This is a genomic window from Martelella lutilitoris (assembly GCF_005924265.1).
In the GTDB taxonomy this organism is placed as follows: Bacteria; Pseudomonadota; Alphaproteobacteria; order Rhizobiales; family Rhizobiaceae; genus Martelella; species Martelella lutilitoris.
In genome coordinates, this window is the sequence record NZ_VCLB01000004.1 from 284,075 (window position 1) to 304,816 (window position 20,742).

Genomic DNA, 20,742 nt, shown 5'->3' on the forward strand with positions numbered 1-20,742 from the left:
GATTTTCTCGTCGCCGCCTGCGGTCAGGCCGCGCGGCGAAATTGCGTTACGGGCGGGAGCCCGCATTTCTGGGTTGCTAATTGATTACAACAGAAATCATTTGAGTTCAAATGATTTCTGTTGTAATTGACTGATCGCATGAAGGACGAGGATCTGACATCGAAAAACGCCGAAGCCGTGATGAAGGCCATCCGCCGTATCGCGCATGCGATCGACATCCGCTCGAAACGCATCGGTCGCGAGACGGGACTGACCATTCCGCAGATCGTCGTGCTGCAGGCCGTTGCCGACCAGGGCGCGCTGACCACGGCGGCAATCTCGAAACAGGCCGACCTCAGTCCGGCGACGACAGTCACCATTCTCGACAAGCTGGAGGCCAAGGGGCTGATCGAGCGCAAGCGCTCTTCGTCTGACCGGCGCAAGGTGCAGGCTGTGCTGACAGATGCGGGCTCGAAGACGCTCGCGGCCACGCCGTCGCTTTTTGCCGACGGCTTCGCCGCGGAATTTTCCGCCTTTGATCGCAACGAGCAGTTTTCCATCGTCACCTCGTTCAGACGCGTGGCCGATCTTCTCGATGTGGAAGAGACGACCAAGCCAGAGAGCGGGTTCTCCGAGCCCTGAGTCAAACACGGTCTCAGTGGCTTCGAAGAGCGTCGATAAGCTCGCCCTTGTCCATCTTCGAGCGGCCTTCGATGCCGATCTCCTGCGCGCGGTCGTAAAGCTCCTCGCGCGTCCATTCTTCGTAAGGCTCTGACTTGCCGCCCTTTTTCGACGGGTTCATGCGGCTGTTGGCCTTGGCGTTGGCAATACGCGCGGCCTTTTCCTTCGAGGCCCCGTCATCGCGCAGGGCCTGATAGGTTTCCTCGTCCTTGATCGATGGGCGCTGGTCTTGCGACGTTCTGGGCATTGTCCTGATCCTCCGTTCGAACCGTTTTCGAAACGCCGCAAACGGCCGGAAGGTTCCCGGAATTCAACGGATAGACGCCCCCGCGCCTAGAGCGCCGTGCGTCCTTTCGGACGCACAAAGGACGCTCTAACTTATTGAATCTACGCATCGTTCTTTTCGAAAATCGATTCCGATTTTCGAGCCGATGCGCTAGCGCTTCGATCGCGCCTCGGCGCCCTCGACGATGGCCCGGATGGTGTCGGCAACGCGGTACTGGAAGGCAAAGGAGCTGTCGGGATCAAAGCCCGGGTCCTCCTCCTGCCCCTTGACGGTCAACAGCCCATCGAGCGCGGCGCGGAACACCGCCCGGTTCTCGCCTTCAGGAAGGGCGGCGGCGAGCGCGATCAACACTTCCTGATGCGCGGCAATCTGCGCTTCGAGCCTTTCAAGACGTTCTTCCGACATGTTGTCCTCTCAAGCTTGTCCTTTTCATAAACAGGGCACAGGCGGCGTGATAAATCAATGGCGTCGGCGATGATGCGGATTGCGGGAACCGGAGAGCAGCCCGTGGCGTTTGAACCGAAATGCACCCTCGATTGCGGCAGGAGTTTTTCTTGGAACAAGCCGATACGGCCGAGCATGAATTCCGTTCCCTGACGGAAATTGTCGAACGCACCGTCGAAGAGACCGGAGGCGGCACCGTCTCCGTCGAACACTTGATGCGTTCTTTCGGCCACGCCTCTTTCATTCCGCTTCTCATCCTGCCGGCGCTGATCCTGATCACGCCGCTCAGCGGCGTGCCGGGGCTTTCCACCGTCTGCGGCCTGATCATCATGCTGATCGCGGGCCAGCGGCTTGTCGGCCACAGGCAGATCTGGCTGCCCGGCTGGATCCGCAGCAGGACGATGAAGAGCGCCAGACTTCATGCCGGGCTGGAAAAGATCCTGCCGTTTACCCGCTTCGTCGACCGCATCAGCCGCAAACGAATGACCTTCCTGTTCAGGCCGCCGCTGGTGCTGTTGCTGCCGCTTGCCTGCACGCTCTTCGGCGCGGTGATGCCGTTGATGGAGATCGTTCCGTTCTCGTCATCGCTGATCGGCGTGGCGGTGACGCTGATCGCCTTTTCGATGCTGACCCGCGACGGCCTGTTTGCGCTGCTGGCGCTTGCGCCCGTGGGGCTTGTCATCTGGGCTGTCACCAGCGTGTTGACATCGCTCTGACGGACCGCAGGAAGAAAGGTCAGACGGCCACCCAACTCTGGTCGACAACCGCTTCCATCGCCACATAGCTCGTCGTCCAGCTGACATAGGGCAGCTCGGAAATCTCTTCCGCCATGATCCGGCGGAAATGTTCCATGTCGCGCGAGCGGACCTTGATCTGGTAATCGAAGCCACCCGCGATCAGGTAGCATTCCTCGATTTCCGGGATCTGCCGCACCGCCTCGTTGAACTGCTGCAACGCCTTTTGCCGGGTGTCGCTGACCTTTACCGTGACATAGGTGACATGGGTAAGCCCGAGCTTGATCGGCGACAGCATGGCGCGGTACCCCCTGATCAGGCCCATATCCTCCATCTGGCGAACCCTGAGCGCGACGGGGGTCTTCGACAGGCCGACCTTGCGCGCCAGATCCGTCATGGAGATGCGCGCGTCGACGACCAGTTCCTCGAGGATTTTCCGGTTGATGGGATCGATTTCCATCGGCTGACCCTGGTTTTCATTGTTTTTTGTTACGAATGGCTAAATAAATAACGAAAACTGGTCGCATCGTCCACGCAATTGACGTTAGTCTGGCAAAAAACGAGGAGCAGAATTTGGCCGACAATCCCTTCCCAGCGCTCGGTTTTGAGCAGAAATTTGCCCCCGATGCCCCGCTTCTCAAAGCCTTGAGCGAACGGGCGGACATCACCCCGGACGAACGCAAGGCGATCAGCAAGCGGGCCGCCGATCTTGTCCGGCGCATCCGTTCGGAAAGCAAGCCGACGCTGATGGAGCATTTCCTGGCCGAATACGGGCTTTCAACGCGCGAAGGCGTGGCGCTGATGTGCCTGGCCGAAGCCATGCTGCGCGTGCCGGACAAGTTCACCATCGACGCGCTGATCGAGGACAAGATCGCGCCGTCGGAATGGAACAACCATCTTGGCACGGCCGCCTCCTCGCTCGTCAATGCCTCCACCTGGGCGCTGATGCTGACCGGCAAGGTGCTGGATGACCGCAACGACCCCGGCATTGCCAACACGCTGCACGGTCTTGTACGGCGCATGGGCGAGCCGGTGATCCGCACCGCCGTCCTGCGCGCAATGAAGGAGATGGGCCGGCAGTTCGTGCTCGGCGAAACCATCGAGGACGCATTGAAACGCGGCGACAGCCGCATGAAGCAGGGCTTCACCTATTCCTTCGACATGCTCGGCGAGGCGGCGATGACCGCTGACGACGCCGCGCGCTACGACCGCCACTACGCAAACGCGATCAAGGCGATCGGCAAGGCTGCGGTCCACGAGAAGATCGTCGACAACCCCGGCATCTCGATCAAGCTTTCCGCCCTTCATCCGCGTTATGAAGTGGCCAAGGAAGAGCGCGTGATGGACGAGCTGGTGCCGATCGTCAAGCGCCTTTCCGTACAGGCAAAGGACGCCGGCATCGCGCTGCATATCGATGCCGAGGAGCAAGCGCGCCTTGCGCTTTCCTTCAAGGTGATCGACGCGGTGATGGCCGATCCGGCGCTCGACGGCTGGGACGGTTTCGGCGTCGTCGTCCAGGCCTATGGAAAGCGCGCCGATGCCGCCCTTGATGCGCTTTATGACATGGCGACGCGCTATGACCGCAAGATCAATGTCCGCTTGGTGAAGGGCGCCTACTGGGACACGGAAATGAAGCTTGCCCAGGTCAACGGCATGCCGGATTTTCCGCTCTATTCCACCAAGGCGGCGACAGATGTGGCCTATCTCTGCCTGGCGCGGAAGCTGTTTTCGCTCGGCGACCGCATATTCCCGCAATTTGCCTCGCACAATGCCCATACGATTGCCGCCGTTCTGGAACTGGCCGATGGTCGACCTTACGAGTTTCAGCGGCTTCACGGCATGGGCGAGCGACTGCATGACATCGTCAAGAAGGAGACCGGTGGTCACTGCCGCATCTACGCCCCCGTCGGCGCCCATCGCGATCTGCTGGCCTATCTGGTGCGCCGCCTGCTGGAAAACGGCGCCAACTCCTCCTTCGTTCACCAGATCGTCGACACCAGCATTGCGCCGGAAACCGTCGCCAGCGATCCCTTCGAGGCCGTCAAGACAGCAAAGCCGCCGGCGGCGCTGAAGAAGCCGGCCGATATCTTCGGCGAGGGCCGGCTAGCGGCGAAGGGCTGGGACACGACGGCGGACGATGTGCTGGCTGCCATCGAGAAAGCGCGCGACGTCCCGCTTCCCGACGGCAAGCCGCTGACGGTTTCAGAACCGACCGGTACAACCAGAGCCGTTACCAACCCGGCAACGGGCGAGACAATCGGCACGGTGCTGGAGGCCGACGAGGCAACCGTTGCCCGCGCCTTCGATGACGCCGCCACCTGGGATGCGCCGGCATCCGAGCGCGCCGCCGTGCTGCGCAAGGCCGCCGATCTCTATGAGGCAAATTACGGCGTGTTGTTCGCGCTTCTGGCGCGCGAAGCCGGCAAGACCATCGCCGATGCCATCGGCGAGGTGCGCGAGGCCGTCGACTTCCTGCGCTACTATGCCCGCGAGGGCGAGAACACGGTGCGGGCGCCGCGCGGCATCATCGCCGCCATCAGCCCGTGGAACTTCCCGCTGGCGATCTTCACCGGCCAGATTTCGGCCGCCCTGATGGCCGGCAATGGCGTGCTCTGCAAGCCCGCGGAACAGACGCAGATGATCGCCCACAAGGCCGTCGAGCTCCTGCATGAGGCGGGCGTGCCGAACTCGGCCCTCCAGCTTCTGACCGGCGACGGCCCGACCGTTGGCGCGGCGCTGACAGCCGACAAACGCGTTTCCGGCGCTGTCTTCACCGGCTCGATCGATACGGCCAAGCTGATCGAGAAATCGATTGCCGAGAACCTTGCGCCCGGCACGCCGCTGATCGCCGAGACCGGCGGGCTCAACGCCATGATCGTCGACAGCACGGCGCTTCCCGAACAGGCCGTGCGCGACATCGTTGCCTCCGCCTTCCAGTCGGCCGGCCAGCGCTGCTCGGCGCTGCGTTGCCTCTACATTCAGGAAGACACTGCCGAGCATCTGATCGCGATGATCAAGGGCGCGATGGACGAGCTTGCCGTGGGCGATCCCTGGCTGTTTTCAACCGATGTCGGCCCGGTGATCGACGCCGAGGCCCGCGACGGCATCGCTGCTTATCTCAAGGAAAAATCCGGCCGTATCATCCATCAATTGAAAGCGCCGGAAATCGGCACGTTCATTGCGCCGACCATGCTCAGGGTCAATGGCATCGATGATCTGGAGCGCGAGATCTTCGGCCCGGTGCTGCATGTTGCGACCTACAAGGCGCGCGACCTGGAAAAGGTTGTCGAGAAGGTCAACGCCCGCGGCTACGGTCTCACCTTCGGCCTCCACACCCGCATTGATGACCGGGTGCAGGACGTGTCGGAAAGCATCCATGTCGGCAATATCTATGTGAACCGCAACCAGATCGGCGCGGTCGTCGGCTCGCAGCCCTTCGGCGGCGAGGGACTTTCCGGCACAGGTCCCAAGGCCGGCGGTCCCGACTATCTGCCGCGCTTCCTGACGCCCGAGTCCGGCCAGAGCGGGGGCGAGGACTGGACGGAGGATGCCGACATGAAACCGGTCGAGGCCATGCTGTCGGCGCTTGCCGAAGTAAAGCTCGGCGAGGAGCTGATGCCCGGCGTCACCGGCGAACTCAACCGGCTTGCCTTTTACAGCCGTCCGCCGCTTCTCTGCCTCGGTCCAGGCAAGGAAATCGCCGCAGCCCAGAAAGCCGCCGTCGAGGCGCTGGGCGGTCGCGCCGTTGCCGTCGACGGTCATGTCGATCCGGAGAGGCTGACGACGCTTGAGGGCTTTTCGGGTGCCTTGTGGTGGGGTGAAGAGCAGACAGCTCGCGCGTTTGCAAAGGCGCTTGCCAAACGCACCGGCCCGGTGCTGCCGCTGATCACCGCGATGCCGGACAAGGCGCATGCGGCCTTCGAACGCCACCTCTGCGTCGACACCACGGCATCGGGCGGGAATGCGAGCCTTCTGGCTGGGTGAGGGGTCAAAGGGCATGGGGAAGGCGCTAGCGCATCGGCTCGAAAATCGGAATCGATTTTCGAGCCGATGCGTAGATTCAATAAGTTAGAGCGTCCTTTGTGCGTCCTAAAGGACGCACGGCGCTCTAATCCAGTCAACCCCTCCTCACCCTCCGCGTCATCCTCGGGCTTGACCCGAGGATCCAGGCTGCTTTCCGCATGACAGCAGGGGCCTTATGACCTTTGGGGGCCGACAACGGCATCTGCAGACGCCTCTCGCGACCAAGATGATTGGGCCCTCGGGTCAAGCCCGAGGTTGACGCGCGTGGAGAGGGTGGAGATCAACGAACAGCAGCGACCGCGGCAACACTTCCAACGGTAGGCCCTCCCCTCAAGCGCGATACTTCTCCGGCGGCCAGTTGTCCGACGGCATAGGGGCGTTGGAAAGGTCCGTGATCAGCGCCGCGAGGCTTGCCGCCGTGTGCTCCAGCAACGCCCTGCCCTTTTCCGCCGTGGAGCGGCGCGCATCGCCGGTCACGCCGTCGGCATTGAGGTCCTGCGCCTTCCAGCCGAGGCCGCCGACGCGGCCGCCGCCGGGATTGGCGGAAAGCTGTGTCGTGCCCGCCTCGATCTCATCGACGGAAGAACGGAAATCGTCGAGATTTTCCATCACCACCAGGTCCGGGTGCAGGGCCAGCATCAGTGACGTTTCGATATCGCCGCCGTGAAAGCCGGTGCGGATTTCGTCGTCGGTAAAAAGCCCTTCCGGATAGCCGGCATCGAACCATGTGGCATAGGCGCCGAGAATGTTGTGGCGTACGCGCTGGTCGAGCGCGACGGCGGCAAGCAGCCCCGCCTGTCCGCCATGGCTGTTGAAAATCAGAATGCGCTTCAGCCCGGTGGAGCGCACCGCGCAATCAAGCACACGCGTCCAGGATTGCATCAGATCGGGCGCGGGATGGGCGAGCGAACCGGCATAATCGAGATGTTCCTGCGAGGCGCCGACCGGCTGCAGCGGCAGGACGACGGCTGGAACATCATCGCCAAGCTTTTTGAGCGCGGCCGAGACAATGCCGCTATTGATCAGGCAATCCGTGCCGACCGGCAGGTGCGGTCCATGCTGCTCCGTCGCGCCGACGGGCAGAACCGCCACCGTGTTCTCCGGCAGCGCCGCATGCTCCAGCGATGTCATTTCAAGCCAGTAGCGTTTCATCCCTGCTCTCCCGCAATCACCTTTTCATTGAATGTTGCAAGCCCCTCGGCAATACGCGCCAGATCGAGCCCGTTGACGGCCGAGACCTCCTCGATCAGTGCGAGCGGAATGCCCGCCGCGCCGTTCCAGGCGGCAGCTACCGAACCGGCGATCATCGCGATCGTATCGCTGTCATTGCCGCCATTGACGGCAGCGACGATTGCCATCCACGGGTCGCCGTCTGCGGCGGCAACAAGGCCGAAAGCATGCGGCACGGCTTCCGACATGGCAACGCCATTGCCGATGACCTCGATCAGTTCGGCCCGTGCGGTCTCGATATCCGCCTTGTAGCGAATGCCGATCTCGACCGCCATCTCGATGCGGCGGGCAACGCCTGCGCCGCCGACAATGCGGCCACTGCGATGCGCTTCCACCTCGCCAAGCCGTGCGCCCTCGAGCGCTGCATCGACAATCGTCATCGAACGCCCGGGCGAAAGCCCGACGGCAATCGCGCCCGCAACAGCGGAAGCGCCAGCGTAAGCGATCTGGGTGTTGTGTGTCGGCGCCGACATCAGGCAGGCGATGCGGACGGCCTCGGAGAGGTTTCCAGCCGCTGCGCACCCCGCCGTCGGCGCGCGCATGGCGCCGCCATTCGAGGTGCCGAACATGCAGGAATAGGCCTCGGGCGTGGCAACGGCTTCGGCGGGCGCGCCGGCGCGCATGGCCTCGACTGCAATGCGGGTCGTCGGCCCGGCAAAGCGCTGAAACATTTCCTCGTCATGTGACCAATCGATGAAGCCGGCAATCGCGTCGGCGGAAACCGGCGCACGCTCAAGCCCGATGATGCGCTTGGCCATGGCCAGCATCTGCGTCGCGTCATCCGTCAGCCGGCCCGGCGCCAGTCCTTTGGCGAAGGGGGATCTTTCCGGCGGCGTGCGAAACGTCGTCACCGGCCCGCCAAAAATACGGAAAATCTCGTCCGGGTGCATGCATTCTGTGGCAGCGCCCAGCGCATCGGCGACACAGGCGGCCGACAATACGGCCTCGATGGCTTTCGATCTGGTGGCCATTGTCTACAGTCTTTCCTTCATCTTGTCTTTCATCAGCGCTTCCGCGCCCGCGCCGTCGCAGCGTCCCGTTTCCAAGAAATGCGCGGCAGCGGCCGTGCCGAAGGTCAACGCCTTTTCGAATTTGCGTCCGCGCCGTGTCGCCGTGGCGAGGCCTGCGAGAAACACATCGCCGGCGCCTGTGGTGTTGCGCGGCGTCACCTTGTGCGCGCGAAGGCGGTGAACGGTTTCACCGTCAATCGCGACCAGACCCTCGGAGCCGAGCGTGACGACGGCCCTGCGGCTGCCATTGCCGGAGAGGAAACGGGCAAGCGCTTCGGCGGCTTCGGCAATCGGCCGGTCATTGCCGGTGCGCGCCATCCATGCCTCAAGCACCTGCCGGTTGGTGACCACGACCGAGGCGAAGGGCAGGATGTTTTCCATCGCCTGCCAGCCCCAGCGCTCGATCTCCGGCAGCTCCAGATCGATCATCCTCTCGATGCCGGTTTTCGCGGCGCGATCGAACATCCGCGCCACGGCTTCGGGATGGAAGAAATTGGAGACGACCGTATCGTCTGCCTGCAACGAAACGCTGTCGCCGATCACCGCCAGCGTTTCGACCGGAACGGGATCGATCAGGATCGCCTTCTCGCCGGTTCGGTCGACGATGATGGTGGCGGACGCCGTGACGCTGTCGGATTGCACGTCAACGGCCTCCGTGCTCATGTCGCGCTCGGCGAGCCACTGCATCAGGATCGCGCCCTCGCCGTCATCCCCGATCGTGGAGACCAGCCGCGCATCCTCGCCAAGCCGGCTCAGCGCCCAGGCGCAATTGAGCGGCGGACCGCCGGCGCGTTCTTCCTTTTGCTTGATGAAAGCCTTCTCGTCGTGGCCAGGCAGGTCGTCGACGGTCAGTATCCGGTCGAGCACCAGCGGGCCGAGGCAATAGATCGCGCCGCTCATGAGTGCGCGACCCTGGCGCCGGTGTCGGGATCGAAGAGCAGCGGCTCGGCCTCGTCGATGCGGATATGGGCGACTTCGCCGAATTGCGGCGGGCGTTCGCGCGTCGGCACGGCGATGCGGTGTTCGCCGAGCGCCACATGCACCAACCAGGAGCCGCCGATATATTCGCTGGAATGCACCTCGCCGGTGATCGTCAGCGGGCCGGCCTCATCGGCAAAGGATAGCCGGTCGGAGCGGAGCCCCAGCAGCACCGGCTTGCCGTTCTGCATCGCGATTGCGGCGGCGAGTGACCTTGATGGGGTGAAGGCCGTCCCGCCGATGCCGTAGCCCTCGCCAGTCTTTTCCACCGGCAGAAGGATCGCCGGCGGGCTGCCGACGAAGGTTGCCACGAAGGCGGATGCCGGATGCTCGTAGATCGTCTCGGGCGTATCATGCTGCAGCACGTAGCCATTGGCCATCACCGCCACGCGGTCGGCCATGCTCATCGCCTCTTCCTGGTCATGGGTGACCATGACAGTGGTGAGCCCGATACGCTCATGCAGTTCGCGAATATCGACGCGCACGCTTTTTCTCAAGACCGCATCGAGATTGGAAAGCGGCTCGTCGAGAAGCAGAAGCTTCGGCCGGATGACGAGCGCACGGGCGAGCGCCACGCGCTGCTGCTGGCCACCGGAAAGCGCATTCGGCATCCGGCCGGAAAGCCCGTCGAGCTTGACCAGATCGAGCGCCTCTTCCACACGGTCATCGGCCTCCTTGCCCTTGATGCCGCGCATATCGAGGCCGAAGCGGATATTGGCGTCGACCGTCATATGCGGAAACAGCGCATAGGACTGGAAGACGATGCCGATATCGCGCCTGTAGGTCGGGATGGCATCGAGCCCCTCGCCCGCCAGCGCCATCTCGCCCTCGGTCGCCTTTTCAAGGCCGGCGATGATCTTCAAGAGCGTGGTCTTGCCGCAGCCCGATGGGCCGAGCAGCGCCAGGAATTCGCCCTTGCGCACATTGAGGGACACGCTTTTCAGCGCCGGCTCGCCTCCGCCGCCGTAGTGCTTCATCACCTTCTGGATCACCAGGTGGTCGGGTGCGTGCTTCTCAGCCATGGGCGTCCTCCCGGAAAAGCCTTGCGAGCGCGGAAAGTCCGACGGTGATCGCCGCCGTCTGACCGGAGCCGGATTTGTGCAATTCGCCGGTCACCACATTGTCTCCGACCGAGCAGACCGCGCCGCCGCGCCGTCCGTAAAGGCTGCAAAGCGTCAGGATCGCGGCCGCCTCGCGGTCCGTGTTGAGAACGCCGGCGCGGCTCCAGTAATCGATGATCTGCTTGTGGTCTTCCTGCAGATAGCCGCCCGGACCCGGCTTGCCCCAGCCGCAATATTCGCTGTCGCCCGAGCGGGTGATGCCGATGTGATAGGGATGGCCGACTTGATCGGCCGCCGCCTTCATCGCGCCGACCACCTGCCAGTCGGCAACGGCCGGGTATTCAGCCCGAACATGAGCTTTCGTCATGCCCTCGTCGCGCACCGCGCCGGAGGAGATGACAATATCGCCGACGCCGACCTTCGGGCTCCACGCGCCGCAGCCGCCAATGCGGATAACGGTGGTGCAATCGGTGAAGTTGAAGAGATCCATCAGCGCCAGTTCCGCCTCGGGCGAGCCGGAGCCGCCGGAAACGATCGAGACCGGCGCGCCGTCATAACTACCCGTCACCGTGGTGAAGAGGCCCGTCTTGGCGGAGATCTCGGCATTGTCGAGGGCGGCGGCAAGCGAATCCTCCTCCGCGCCGTCGCCGACGACCAGCGGATCCTTGACGGCAAGCACGACGTAAGGGGCGATGCGGTCGCGTTTGAAGCCTGTCAGCAGCGGCACGCCGTCGCGCACGAAATGCGGCATGGTTTTGAGATAGCGGTATTCTTCGGGCATTGTTCTTTCTTTCTCAAAGACGGCGTGACCATTTGAACATGAATTCGCCGATCAGCGCGGCGACAAGGATGAAGGCGACGATCGCCGAACCGATGGCAAGCGTGATCGGGTCGATGCCCTGGCTTCGAAGCTGGGCGTAAAGCCGAACCGGAAAGGTGATCCAGCGCGCGCCGGCAATCAGCGAGGAGACGATCACGTCGTTGAAGGAGATCAGCACGGAGAAGGCAGCGGACGAGACAAGCCCCGGCATGGCAAGCGGAAGCGTGATGCGCCGGACAACGCGGCCGGATGACGCGCCGAGCGTGGCGGCGGCCTGTTCCAGCAGCGGATCGAGATCGGCGAAGGTGGAGACCATGATGCGCACGGAAAAGGGCATGGTGATCACCGCATGGGCGAGCACCAGCGCCGGCAGCGTGCCGGACATGCCGAGACGCGAATAGATCTGCAGAAGCGCAATCGCCCAGACGATCAGCGGCAGCACCAGCGGCGTCATCAGGATCGCCTCGACGATCCGCCCGCCGGCGGGCCTGTAGCGCACCAGGGCAAAGGCCGCCATGGCGCCGAAAAGGACGGCGATGAAACCTGCGAGGATCGCGACCAAAAGCGAGACCGACAGCGCGCTTTTATATTCCCGGCTTTCAAGGGCGGCGTCATACCAGCGCAAAGAATAGGCCTTTGGCGGAAAGCGGAAGAAACTCGCATCATCGAAGGAGGCAAAGATCAGCACCGCGATCGGCGCCAGCAGAAAGACGAAGGCGAGAACGGTCCAGACAAAGCGGGCCGAAACGGCGAACCCATAGGTTTTCATGCAGGCCTCCGTGCGAGCAGTTTCGAGGCAAGCGAGCCGATCGCAAGACCGAGCGCCAGGATCGCCAGCATGACGACGGCAATGGCCGAGGCAAACGGCCAGTCCAGCACCAGCGAGGCCTGCTGATAGGCCATGGTGCCGAAGGTGGCGATCTTGCCCTGGCCGAGGATCTGCGGCGTGACGAAGGAGGTGAGCGAGGCGCAGAACACCAGCACCGAGCCGGCAATGATGCCCGGCGCAATCAGCGGCAGGATAACGCGCCGCCAGACGATGAATGTCGGAGCGCCGAGCGTTTCGGCAGCGGCCTCCACATCCTTTGGCAGCCGCGAAAGCGCATTGACCAGCGGCAGCAGCATCAGCGGCAGGAACGCCTGCACCAGACCGATGATGACGCCCGGCACCGTGCCGAGGAACTTGACGCTGCGGGTGATCAGTCCGAGGTCCTTGAGGATGGAGTTGATCACCCCGAGCGGGCCCAGAAGATGCAGCATGCCGAGCGTTGGGAGCAGCGCGCCGGAGACGAGCGGCACCAGAATGAGCGCCAGCAGCAGGCCCTTGGCCCGGCCGGCGCTGACGGCGATCTGGCGCGCCATCGGCAGCGCGATGACAAGGGAAAGCACGGTTGCCGCTGCGCTCATCCAGATGGTGCGGAAGAAGACCTCGGCGAAGTATGTATCGGACACCAGCCTGGCGTAATTGGCCGCGGAAAAACCTTCCGCCATCAACAGCGAGCCCTCCCCCTGCACCCGGAAACTGGTGACGAACAGCCACAGGAAGGGAAGCAGGAAGACGATGCCCGACAGGACGAGTGCCGGCATCAGCAGCATGAGCGCGCGTTTGTTCATGAAAATCACCGGATTGCCGCGTCACCGAAATGCCGCCGCACCGGTTGCGGCGCGGCGGCAAGGGTCGTGGGCTTACTGTTCGAGCAGTTCCTTGTTCCAGCGCTGGGTCCAGTCGCTGCGCTCACCGATCACATAGGGCCAGTCAAGCTGCACCAGGCTTTCGACTTCTTCCGGCGTGTCGATCACGTCGGCGGAGGCTTCCTCGGAGAGTTCGACCATGGAGTTGGTCGGACCGAAGAAGATCTGCTCGGCGTAGTCGGTCTGGTTTGCAACGCCGAGGGCCTTTTCGGCGAACATCTTTGCAAGCTCCGGCTCGGGGCTGTCCTTGACCAGGCACAGCATGTCGCGCACCAGAACCGGGCCGGGATCGCTCGGGAAGGAGAAGCCGATATCGGGGTGCTCCTTCAGCGCCGACAGAACGTAACCGGAAATCATCGGGGCCATGGCCACTTCGCCGGCATCCATCATGGCGAAGATCTCGTCGAGATTGGTGTAGGTCATGGCGATCGGCTTCAGTCCCTGGAGCTTCTCGAAAGCGGCATCGGGATCATGCTCGTCGGCGCCCGCGAGACGCGCGGCAACGCCGATCAGGCCATCGCCTTCCGAACCCGGATACTGGGCAACGGCAATCATGCCGTTATATTCCGGGTCCCACATGTCTTCCCATTCCGGCGCTTCGGAAACGATGTTCTTGTTGTAGGCAATGCCGAGGCCGACCAGCGACATGGCGTAGCAGCCATTGTTCATGCCGTCCCAGATGGCCTTGTACATGTCGGTTTCCGGATCCGGCGGCAGCACGATGCCATCGGAAAGCGCCTGCGGAGCCTCGTACATGTTGAGGAAGGCGACATCCATGGTCGGATTGTCCTTTTCCGCATAGATGCGGGCCATGCGGTCGCCCGTGCCGCCGAGGACGAATTCGACGGACGCGCCGGTTTCCTCTTCGATCGGCTCGGCGACGTTTTCGCGCAGCAGGCGTTCGATATCGCCGCCCCAGACGCCGACAACGAGCGTGTGGCCGGAATAGTCGTCAGCGGCGAAGGCGCCGGCGGCGGGCAGGCCGATGGCGCCGGCAAGAAGGGCTGTGGTCAGTTTCTTCAGCATGATGTTCCAATTCCCCTTGTTTTGTCTGATTGGCTGAAACCCGGGTCGCGGACATGTCGGCCGCTTGCCGTGTGTCAAGAAGAGGTCCGCAGAAGACCGGCTCTCTCGAAACCAATTAAACGGCAGGAATTGACGTTTCATAAGACCCCTTGCCCCAATAGACTCTATTAGTTCCCACGAATGGCTTCGGGCGAAGTTTCACTTGATGGATGGGGTGTGAATTCGCTTATCTCTTTGGCAACCCGGCGCAACAATTTCCTGAACCACTGATTGCCGGGGGAGAGATGCGACCGTTCATGCCACAGCGTGTAAAAGCTCATCCGGGCCAGTTCCTCCGGCGCGCCGACAATCGAGAAGGCGCCCGACTGCGCCATCTGCTCGGCAAAGGGGCGGCTGCTGGTGAACACCAGATCGGTGCGTGCCAGCATATGCGGCACCAGCGTGAATTCGGCGACCGACATGGCGATCTCGCGCTTGGCGTCAAGCTGGGCAAGCTGCCCGTCGATGGGACTGATGGCCGGGCTCGTATGCGGCGTCGGCGAAAGATGATCGAGGTTCAGATATTCCTGAAGGTCGATGCGCGCGCGGCCTGCAAGCGGGTGTTCGTTGCGCATGACGAGAACGATGTCGGTCTCCAGCAGCGGCGCAAAACGCAGGTAATCGCGCGGCAGCGGCCAGTTGCCGATCACCAGATCGAGCTTGCCCTCCTCGAGTTCGGTAAATATCCGGGATTCCTCAGGGATTGTGCAGAAATCAAGCGGCATGTTGGGCGCTTCGCGGCGCACCAGTTCGCCAATGCGCGGCATGAAGAAGGTCCCGAGGCAATTGGCCGCGTAAACGCGGAAGCGGCGATTGTAGCTTGCCGGATCGAACGTATCCTCGGAGACGGCGAGCGCATCGATCTCGCGCAGAATGTTGGACACCTGGGCGCGGAGCGCAATGCCCTTGTCCGTCGGGATCAGCTTCACGCCCGAGCGCACCAGCAGCGGATCGCCGAGAATTTCGCGAAGCCGCTTCAGCGCGAGCGAAACGGAAGGCTGGCTCTGTCCGAGTATCGTGGCGGTTTTCGAGACGCTGCATTCATCAAGCAGCACGTCGAGAATGCGCATCAGGCGCAGGTCGAGTCCGTGGTCTCCGGCTGGTGTGGCCAAAACATGGGTTCCTTTCACAAGGCTCGCCGGATCGCCCCCACCACAGGCGGCCCGGTCGGCTTAACGTCGTCCCCGGTAAAAAATTTATGCAATTTTCATGCCGCCTGAACAAAGCGGCGGCCAAACGGAGTAAAGCATGGCAATCCTGATCAAGAACGGCCTCGTCATCAACCAGAAAACCGGCGCGCACAGCTTTGCGAGCGGCGATGTGCTGATCGATGGTGACCGGATAATAGGCAAAGGCGGTGATCTTTCGGCACGCGCCGCCGGCTTTCAGGATCTGCAGGTGATCGATGCGTCCGACAAGCTGGTCATGCCGGGCTTCATCGATGCGCACATGCATTCCAATGAAGGCTTCGAGATGGGCCGCTATGACAACCTGCCGCTCGAAATCTGGCTGTCGGAGGTCTACCCGCCCTTCGGATCGCCGGCGATGACATGGCGCGAGCATTATCTGCGCGCCATGCTGGTCGCGATCATCTCGCTGCGCTCAGGCGTCACCACGCTGCAGGACGATGTGATCAACATTACGGGCACACCCGAAGCCGTCGACGCGACGGCCACGGCCTTCCAGGACGCCGGACTGCGCGCCTGGATCACGGCCTCCATGTGGGACGAGAGCTATTGCAACAGCCTGCCCTTTGTCGGCGATCTCGTACCGGCTGAGATGAAAGCGCGGCTCGATGCCATGCCCGCGCCGGACTGGAAGGCGCAGATCGAACTCTTCGAGGAGCTTTCCGGCAAGTGGCACGGCAAGGACAATATGCGCATCATTCTCGGCCCCTGCGGGCCGCAGCGCTGCTCGGAGAAGCTGTTGCAGGAAGTTGCAGGGCTTTCCGAAGCGCGCGACCTGCCGGTCCATTGCCATGTGCTGGAAACCAAGACCCAGGCCGTGACCGGCGCGGAGAAATACGGCCGCACGCTGGTTCAGTTCCTGAAGGACATGGGGCTGATGACCCACCGCCTGACCATGAACCACGCGATCTGGCTGACCGATGAGGATATCGCGACGATGGGCGAGGCCCGCTGCTCGACGACGCATAACCCGCTGGCGAACCTGAAGCTCGGTTCCGGCGTCTCGCCGGTACGGCGGATGATGAATGCCGGCGTCAATGTCGCGCTCGGCTGTGATGGCGTGGCGTCGGCCGATACCGCCGATATCTTCGTCGCCTTCAAGGCGGCCGCCGGGCTGCACAAGATCGGCACGTTCGACTATAATGACTGGATTTCGGCGCATGAGGTCTATGACATGGCAACCACGTCTGCCGCGCGCTCCAGCCTCATGGAAAAAGAGGTCGGGACGCTGGAAGAAGGCATGCTCGCCGACGTCATCCTGATGGACAAGACCGATTGGGGCTTCATGCCGCTGCATGACCCGATCAAGAAGATCGCCTTCTCGGTCAATTCCGATGTCGTCACCCATTCGATCGTCGGCGGCAAGCTGGTGATGGAGGATCGCAAGCTCAAAACCGTCAACGAGAATGATCTGCGCGGCGAAATTGCCGAGGCCGCCGCGAAATTCGAGCGTGACCACTGCCCGGAAATGAGCAAGGGTGCGGCGGAAGTCCGGCCCTATCTCGACCAGATGTACGACACGGCGACAACGCGCGAAATCGGCCTTTATCCGCGTGTGAAAGTGTAAGGAAGGAACTCGCCCATGGCCTCCGTCGCCATCATCGGCGCCTCCGGCATGATCGGCGCCAGGCTTGCCCGTACACTGATTGCACGCGGCGCGCTCGGCCGTAAGCGGCTTGACGCGCTCATCCTTTCCGATATCCGCAAGGGCACGATCGAAGGGGATGGAACAGAATGGGTGACGGGGGATGCGGCGGAATTCGAGACGATCGGGCAGGTGGTGGCGTCCCGGCCGGACGTGATCTTTCACGTGGCCGCGACCGCCATGGGCCAGGCCGACAGCAATTTCGCCGTCGGCTATCACATCAATTTCGATACGGTGCGGGCGACCGTCGAGGCGATCCGGCTTGCCGGCGATGACTATTGCCCGCGCCTCGTCCATGCTTCGTCGATCGGGGTCTATGGCGCCCCCTTCCCGGCCCTCATCGATGATACGACAACGCCCCGGCCGGACAGTTCCTACGGCACGCAAAAGCTGATGAGCGAGGCGATCATCGCCGACTATTCCCGCATGGGCTTCTTGGACGGCATCTGCCTGCGCCTGGCCACAATCGCGGTCCGGCCCGGTAAGGCCACCCATGGCAATTCCGGCTTCTTTTCCAACATCATCCGCGAACCGCTGGAAGGTCGGCGGGCGCTCCTGCCGGCTTCGGACGATGTGCGTCACTGGCTGGCCTCGCCGGAAACGGCGGTGGCGCAGCTCATCCATGCGGCAATCCTCGACGGGCCGATCCCGGCTGAAGCGCGGGCGCTCGTCATGCCCGGCGTGTCTCTGACGGTCGAGGTGCTGCTTGCAGCGCTTGCCGAACGAGCGGGCGACGAGATGCTGTCGCTGATCGACCGCGCCGATCCGCCGGTCTTCGGACCGCAGGACTTCCCGGCCTGCTTCTCCGCCGAAACGGCTCGAAGACTCGGCTTTCCGCTGCTGGAGGAAAAGGCCGTGGATTTCATCGACGGCTTTTTGAGATCCCGCTTTCCGGCCTGAGGCTCAGTCCACCAGCGCCAGGCCATCCGCGCGCGGATCGGTTGCCGCTTCCATCAACCCGTTTTCGTGCAGCACCACGGCGCCGGCGTGCCCGGCGGCATCGGAAAAGGCCGGCAGCATCTCGACATCGTGTCCGGCCGCTTTCAAGGCCGCAACAAGGGCCGGATCAAAACGGTCCTCGAGCTTCAGCGTCGTGGTCTCCTCGCCCCAGGTGCGGCCCAAAAGCCAGCGCGGCGCGGTAACGGCCGCCTGCAGTTCCTCGCCGAACTGCACATGGCGCGAGAACACGGCGGCCTGCGTCTGCGGCTGCCCCTCGCCGCCCATCGTGCCATAGGCCATCACGCGGCCGTCCTTCAGATGCGCAAGCGCGGGGTTCAGCGTGTGAAAGGGGCGTTTTCCCGGCGCAAGCTGATTGGGACCGGGAGACAGCGAGAAGCCTGCGCCGCGGTTCTGGAAGAACACGCCGGTCTCGGGACAGGTCAACCCGGAGCCGAACTCCCAATAGACGCTCTGGATGAAGGAGACGACATTGCCGTATCGGTCCGCCGCCCCCATCCAGATCGTGTCGCCCTCCGCCGGCTCATAGGGCCAGGGCAGCGCCTGCTTCAAGTCGATCTTCGCGGCCAGCCGATCGAGCCTGTCATCGGCAAGCCAGTTCTGCGCGGGCTCTTCCATGAAATCCGGATCGCCCAGCCCTTCGTTGCGTTTGATGAAGGCCTGTTTGGTGGATTCGATCAGACCGTGGAGATGATCGAATCCTTCGCCCTCGGCAACGCCCAGCCGATCGAACAGCGCCAGGATCATCAGCGAGGCGATGCCTTGCGTCGGCGGGATCATGTTCATGAGCTGGCCATGCGATGTCTCGACGCGGAGCGGATCGACGATGCGGGCTTGATAGGCGCCAAAATCCGCAAGGCGCAGCGGCGATCCGGTCTCCTCAAGGAATGCGGCATGGGTGCGGGCGAGTTCGCCGGTATAATAGGACGATAATCCTTCCGCCACGAGCTTGCGCAACGTTGCGCCAAGCGGTGTCTGGCAGAGCCTGTCGCCCGCCTTGGGCGACGCGCCGTCCAGCAGGAAGGTCTCGGCAAAGCCGGGCACATCGCGCAACCCGTCGAGCTTGTCAGCCGTGCACTGCGCCTGGTTTCCGGTGACCGCAATGCCGTTTTCGGCATAATGGATTGCGGAAGAGAGCAGGTCTTCGAGCGGCAGGCGTTTTTCATCCGCCACCAGAGACAGCGCCTTTTCCCAGCCGCCGATCGTGCCCGGTACGGTGAGCGCTGCAAGGGCCCCGCGCGTCGGCATCGCTGCCGCGAACCCACGGCTTGCATACCAATCGGGCGTCGCAAGTGCGGCCGCCTGCCCGCAGGCGGAAATGCCGGTCACCTTCTCGCCCGGCCTGTGGATCAGCCAGAAGCCATCGCCACCGATCCCGTTCATGTGCGGATACGTAACCGCGATCGTCGCGGCGGCGGCGACCATCGCCTCCATTGCCGTGCCGCCGGCGCGCAGGATGTCGCGGCCGGCAAGCGCCGCAGCGCGGTGCGGCGCGGTGAAGGCTCCGTCAAAGCCTGTCGCGGAATGAAGCATGATACCCTCAGAGGAAGCGTTTGGCCGTCTCGATCAGCAGAAGGTCGCTGCCCGGAGCGGCGACCAGCGAGAGCCCGAGCGGCGAGCCCTGGCTTGCGGCGATCGGGATCGACAATTGCGGCAGGCCGCCATGGCCGGCGATTGCCAGCATGGCGAGCGCACGGTTGCGGAAGGTTTCGACGATGTCGTTGCCGGCGGTCAGAAGCGGCGCAGGCCCCGGCGAGGTCGGATAGACCATGATGGTTCCCGGCTGCAGCACGCGGTTGAGATGCGCGCGGAAGGCCTCGCGCCTGGCCCTGGCTTCCTCGAATTCCTCCGGCGTGATCTTCGACGCCATGGCGAAACGTTCGCGGATGCCGGGGCCGAAGTCCGGTTCGCGCTTTTCGATCCAGGCCCCGAAATGCTGCCAGATCTCGTAACCCTGGTGCGTGCGGAAGACCGGCAGCAGGGCCTTCAGGTCACCGCCCGGCAGAAGCGAGCTGTCATTGCGGTCACCCCTCGGCAGCGCCGCCTTCAGCGCAGCGGCTGCTTCGTCCTCGCACAGGCGCCAGACATCGGCCGGGTACACCAGCCGGACATCCGCGTCGACCTTCTGCTCTCCCGCGAAGATCTCGCCAAGTGTCTCAAGCGTCTCGAGATCGCGGGTGAGGAAGCCCGGCACATCGTAGCTTTCGGCTAGCGGCAACAGGCCGTCGCTCGGCACCAGCCCATGGGTCGGACGCCAGCCGAAAAGGCCACAGAATGAGGCCGGCAGGCGCACCGAGCCGCCCGTGTCCGATCCAAGCCCGATATCGGCAAGGCCGGAGGCAACGGCAGAGGCCGAGCCGGAAGAGGAACCGCCCGGAACGCGCGAGGGCGCGGCCGGATTTTCCGGCGTGCCGAAACGGGCATTCATCCCCATCAGGCTATAGGCGAGTTCGTCCATATGGACCTTGCCCGCCAGGGCTGCGCCGTTGTCGAGGAGGGTCTGAACCGCCGCCGCGTTGCGGACCGCGGGCGCCTGATCCTCCGCCCATTCCGGATTGCCGCCGCCGGTGACGGCGCCCTTGATGTCGAAATTATCCTTCACCGCGACCGTAAGGCCCGAAAGCAAGTCCGAGCCCGGCGTTTCCAAGGTGATCGGAGGTTCGAAACGTTCGACGAAGGGACCGATGGATTGCGTCATGAAGCCTGCCCGGAAATTTGAGGATCGATAGGTGGAGCATGCACGCAAGTCGCTGAAAACGCAACGCGAAGCTCACTATCCGAAAGCCGGGAAGACCATCCCGGCTCGGTATGTTGTCTAACGCCGTTGCACCATCATCCGTCATGCCGGCCTTGAGCCGGCATCCAGGGCGAGACAGCAAGGACTATCGCGCTTAGGGCGCTATGGCAAAAGGTGTTCTTGTGGCCCTGGACCCCGGCTCAAGGCCGGGGT

At 63.3% G+C, this 20,742-nt stretch carries 19 protein-coding genes; 5 read left to right on the top strand and 14 right to left on the bottom strand.

Going from position 1 to position 20,742, the window contains the following annotated elements:
* Positions 1–126 precede the first annotated feature (126 nt).
* Positions 127–621, top strand: a complete 495-nt coding sequence (locus FF124_RS08595) for a MarR family winged helix-turn-helix transcriptional regulator (protein WP_246072308.1) — start codon at positions 127–129, stop codon at positions 619–621.
* Between the two features lie 13 nt (positions 622–634).
* Here the strand turns inward: FF124_RS08595 and FF124_RS08600 are convergent, their stop codons facing one another.
* Together FF124_RS08600 and FF124_RS08605 are read right to left on the bottom strand one after the other, a co-directional pair.
* Complete coding sequence (locus FF124_RS08600) at positions 635–907, bottom strand: DUF7218 family protein (RefSeq protein WP_138748079.1); 273 nt, start codon at positions 905–907, stop codon at positions 635–637.
* Between the two features lie 189 nt (positions 908–1,096).
* A complete protein-coding gene (locus tag FF124_RS08605) occupies positions 1,097–1,351 on the bottom strand; it encodes a hypothetical protein (protein ID WP_024706403.1) in 255 nt (84 codons plus the stop codon).
* Positions 1,352–1,500: 149 nt separating this feature from the next.
* Here FF124_RS08605 and FF124_RS08610 point away from each other — a divergent pair, with 149 nt between their 5' ends.
* On the top strand, positions 1,501–2,106 hold the full coding sequence (locus tag FF124_RS08610) for an exopolysaccharide biosynthesis protein (RefSeq protein ID WP_246072310.1): 606 nt from the start codon (positions 1,501–1,503) through the stop codon (positions 2,104–2,106).
* Between the two features lie 19 nt (positions 2,107–2,125).
* Here the strand turns inward: FF124_RS08610 and FF124_RS08615 are convergent, their stop codons facing one another.
* Positions 2,126–2,584, bottom strand: coding sequence for an Lrp/AsnC family transcriptional regulator (locus FF124_RS08615; protein ID WP_024706401.1), 459 nt, complete (start codon positions 2,582–2,584; stop codon positions 2,126–2,128).
* A gap of 113 nt (positions 2,585–2,697) precedes the next feature.
* Between FF124_RS08615 and putA the strand changes: the two genes are divergently transcribed.
* On the top strand, positions 2,698–6,108 hold the full coding sequence (gene putA / locus FF124_RS08620) for a bifunctional proline dehydrogenase/L-glutamate gamma-semialdehyde dehydrogenase PutA (RefSeq protein WP_138748081.1): 3,411 nt from the start codon (positions 2,698–2,700) through the stop codon (positions 6,106–6,108).
* A 369-nt stretch (positions 6,109–6,477) separates the two neighbouring features.
* Here the strand turns inward: putA and FF124_RS08625 are convergent, their stop codons facing one another.
* From FF124_RS08625 to FF124_RS08665, 9 genes are all read right to left on the bottom strand, one after another.
* On the bottom strand, positions 6,478–7,299 hold the full coding sequence (locus tag FF124_RS08625; RefSeq protein ID WP_138748082.1) for a creatininase family protein: 822 nt from the start codon (positions 7,297–7,299) through the stop codon (positions 6,478–6,480).
* Positions 7,296–8,348: an ADP-ribosylglycohydrolase family protein gene (locus tag FF124_RS08630; RefSeq protein WP_138748083.1), complete on the bottom strand. Its 1,053-nt coding sequence runs from the start codon at positions 8,346–8,348 to the stop codon at positions 7,296–7,298. The genes FF124_RS08625 and FF124_RS08630 overlap by 4 nt, the downstream gene beginning before the upstream one ends.
* A 3-nt stretch (positions 8,349–8,351) precedes the next feature.
* Positions 8,352–9,287: a carbohydrate kinase family protein gene (locus tag FF124_RS08635; protein WP_138748084.1), complete on the bottom strand. Its 936-nt coding sequence runs from the start codon at positions 9,285–9,287 to the stop codon at positions 8,352–8,354.
* Positions 9,284–10,387, bottom strand: a complete 1,104-nt coding sequence (locus FF124_RS08640; protein ID WP_138748085.1) for an ABC transporter ATP-binding protein — start codon at positions 10,385–10,387, stop codon at positions 9,284–9,286. Before FF124_RS08640 ends, FF124_RS08635 begins: the two co-directional genes overlap by 4 nt.
* On the bottom strand, positions 10,380–11,207 hold the full coding sequence (locus FF124_RS08645) for a nucleoside phosphorylase (protein ID WP_138748086.1): 828 nt from the start codon (positions 11,205–11,207) through the stop codon (positions 10,380–10,382). The genes FF124_RS08640 and FF124_RS08645 overlap by 8 nt, the downstream gene beginning before the upstream one ends.
* Before the next feature lie 13 nt (positions 11,208–11,220).
* Positions 11,221–12,015: an ABC transporter permease gene (locus tag FF124_RS08650; protein ID WP_138748087.1), complete on the bottom strand. Its 795-nt coding sequence runs from the start codon at positions 12,013–12,015 to the stop codon at positions 11,221–11,223.
* Complete coding sequence (locus FF124_RS08655; RefSeq protein WP_138748088.1) at positions 12,012–12,860, bottom strand: ABC transporter permease; 849 nt, start codon at positions 12,858–12,860, stop codon at positions 12,012–12,014. Before FF124_RS08655 ends, FF124_RS08650 begins: the two co-directional genes overlap by 4 nt.
* Before the next feature lie 72 nt (positions 12,861–12,932).
* Entirely contained in the window at positions 12,933–13,964 is a 1,032-nt protein-coding gene (locus FF124_RS08660) for an extracellular solute-binding protein (protein ID WP_187326872.1), read from the bottom strand.
* A 167-nt stretch (positions 13,965–14,131) separates the two neighbouring features.
* A complete protein-coding gene (locus tag FF124_RS08665; protein ID WP_246072312.1) occupies positions 14,132–15,115 on the bottom strand; it encodes a LysR family transcriptional regulator in 984 nt (327 codons plus the stop codon).
* Positions 15,116–15,251: 136 nt separating this feature from the next.
* Here FF124_RS08665 and FF124_RS08670 point away from each other — a divergent pair, with 136 nt between their 5' ends.
* Together FF124_RS08670 and FF124_RS08675 are read left to right on the top strand one after the other, a co-directional pair.
* Positions 15,252–16,757 (top strand): amidohydrolase family protein, encoded by a 1,506-nt coding sequence (locus tag FF124_RS08670; protein WP_138748090.1) that lies wholly within the window; start codon positions 15,252–15,254, stop codon positions 16,755–16,757.
* A gap of 15 nt (positions 16,758–16,772) precedes the next feature.
* Complete coding sequence (locus FF124_RS08675) at positions 16,773–17,735, top strand: NAD-dependent epimerase/dehydratase family protein (RefSeq protein ID WP_138748091.1); 963 nt, start codon at positions 16,773–16,775, stop codon at positions 17,733–17,735.
* A gap of 3 nt (positions 17,736–17,738) precedes the next feature.
* Here the strand turns inward: FF124_RS08675 and FF124_RS08680 are convergent, their stop codons facing one another.
* Together FF124_RS08680 and FF124_RS08685 are read right to left on the bottom strand one after the other, a co-directional pair.
* On the bottom strand, positions 17,739–19,325 hold the full coding sequence (locus tag FF124_RS08680) for a gamma-glutamyltransferase family protein (RefSeq protein ID WP_138748092.1): 1,587 nt from the start codon (positions 19,323–19,325) through the stop codon (positions 17,739–17,741).
* 7 nt (positions 19,326–19,332) lie between these two features.
* Positions 19,333–20,490: an amidase gene (locus FF124_RS08685; protein WP_138748093.1), complete on the bottom strand. Its 1,158-nt coding sequence runs from the start codon at positions 20,488–20,490 to the stop codon at positions 19,333–19,335.
* Between the last annotated feature and the right edge of the window lie 252 nt (positions 20,491–20,742).